The sequence below is a fragment of the Marinitoga arctica genome, assembly GCF_054657315.1.
Genome location: NZ_BAAHYY010000060.1, coordinates 1 through 1,995 on the forward strand (window position 1 = coordinate 1; position 1,995 = coordinate 1,995).

Annotated in this window: 1 tRNA gene and 2 rRNA genes; all 3 read left to right on the top strand. The window is 55.5% G+C overall.

What is annotated here, in order from left to right:
• The first annotated feature begins 189 nt into the window (after positions 1-189).
• Positions 190-1,731: ribosomal RNA gene (locus tag ACYQ44_RS10295) — 16S ribosomal RNA — on the top strand.
• Positions 1,732-1,778: 47 nt separating this feature from the next.
• A tRNA-Ala gene (locus ACYQ44_RS10300) sits at positions 1,779-1,854 on the top strand.
• 30 nt (positions 1,855-1,884) lie between these two features.
• Positions 1,885-1,995, top strand: a 23S ribosomal RNA gene (locus tag ACYQ44_RS10305); the annotation flags it as partial.

A 1,995-nucleotide genomic window follows, 5' to 3' on the forward strand; every position in this document is an offset into this window, starting at 1 on the left:
AATTCACAAACGATTAACGAAATTAACAGTATTGTAAGTTGACAAAGTGGGAGAAAGGTGGTAATATATATACTCGGACGCGGACGAAGAGTTTGCGGAGTGGAAGAAAAGGAAGAAGCTCCTTGACAAGTGAACAGAGGCACCCAGCGGAAGGAAAGAAGAGAAGAGTTAAGATCGAACTCGAAATCTTGGATGGAGGGTTTGATCCTGGCTCAGGGCGAACGCTGGCGGCGTGCTTCACACATGCAAGTCGAACGAGGAGGCTCCCTACGGGGAGTAGTACTAGTGGCGAACGGGTGAGTAACGCGTAGGAAGGTGTCCTCCAGACCGGGACAACCACTGGAAACGGTGGCTAATACCGGATAAGACCGAGAGGTGAAAACGTGCTACGGCATGGCTGGAGGAGCTGCCTGCGACCCATCAGGTAGTTGGTAGGGTAAAGGCCTACCAAGCCGACGACGGGTAGCCGGCGTGAGAGCGTGGCCGGCCACAGGGGGACTGAGACACGGCCCCCACTCCTACGGGAGGCAGCAGTGGGGAATATTGGACAATGGGGGAAACCCTGATCCAGCGACGCCGCGTGGAGGACGAAGTCTTTCGGGACGTAAACTCCTGAACTTTCCGAACAATAAGGTTAGGAGGGAATGACTAACCGATGAGGGTAGGAAAGGAAAAGCCCCGGCTAACTACGTGCCAGCAGCCGCGGTAATACGTAGGGGGCGAGCGTTGCCCGGAATCACTGGGCGTAAAGGGGGTGTAGGCGGTTTCTTAAGTCAGATGTAAAATACCCTGGCTCAACCAGGGAACTGCGTCTGAAACTGGGAAACTTGAGGTTACTAGAGGGAGACGGAATTACCAGTGTAGGGGTGAAATCCGTAGATACTGGTAAGAAGGCCGGTGGTGAAGACGGTCTCCTGGGGTAAACCTGACGCTGAGGCCCGAAAGCTAGGGGAGCAAACCGGATTAGATACCCGGGTAGTCCTAGCCGTAAACGATGCCCACTAGGTGTGAGCGGTAGTACCGTTCGTGCTGAAGCTAAGGCGATAAGTGGGCCGCCTGGGGAGTACGTCCGCAAGGATGAAACTCAAAGGAATTGACGGGGACCCGCACAAGCGGTGGAGCGTGTGGTTTAATTCGAAGCTAAGCGAAGGACCTTACCAGGGCTTGACATGTGGGTGGTACCAACTAGAGATAGTTGGGACCTGATACTTCGGTATCAGGAGCCCACACAGGTGGTGCACGGCCGTCGTCAGCTCGTGCCGTGAGGTGTTGGGTTAAGTCCCGCAACGAGCGCAACCCTTGCCGTTAGTTACCAGCACGTAGAGGTGGGGACTCTAACGGGACAGCCGCCGACGAGGCGGAGGAAGGAGGGGATGACGTCAGGTAATCGTGCCCCTTATGTCCTGGGCGACACACGCGCTACAATGGCAGGGACAGAGGGCAGCGAGACCGAGAGGTTAAGCGAATCCCAGAAACCCTGCCCCAGTTCAGATTGCAGTCTGAAACCCGACTGCATGAAGCCGGAATCGCTAGTAATCGCAGGTCAGCCACACTGCGGTGAATACGTTCCCGGGTCTTGTACACACCGCCCGTCAAGCCACCCGAGTTGGAAACGCCCGAAGATGGTTAGCCTAACCGAAAGGAGGGCGGCTATTGAGGGTGGAGTCAGCGAGGGGGGCTAAGTCGTAACAAGGTAGGTGTACCGGAAGGTGCGCCTGGATCACCTCCTTTCTAAGGAGAAAGAAGAATGGGTGTCTCTGTTCAGTAGTGAAGGAGTTGGGGTAGTAGCTCAACTGGGAGAGCGTCTGCCTTGCACGCAGAAGGTTAGGGGTTCAAGTCCCCTCTACTCCACCAGCTCATTGACAAATGCATAGTGAAAGATAAGGTCAAGGTAAAAAGGGCTTACGGAGGATGCCTAGGCGACGGGAGGCGAAGAAGGACGTGGCAAGCTGCGAAAAGCCACGGGGAGCTGCAAGCGAGCGTAGATCCGTGGAT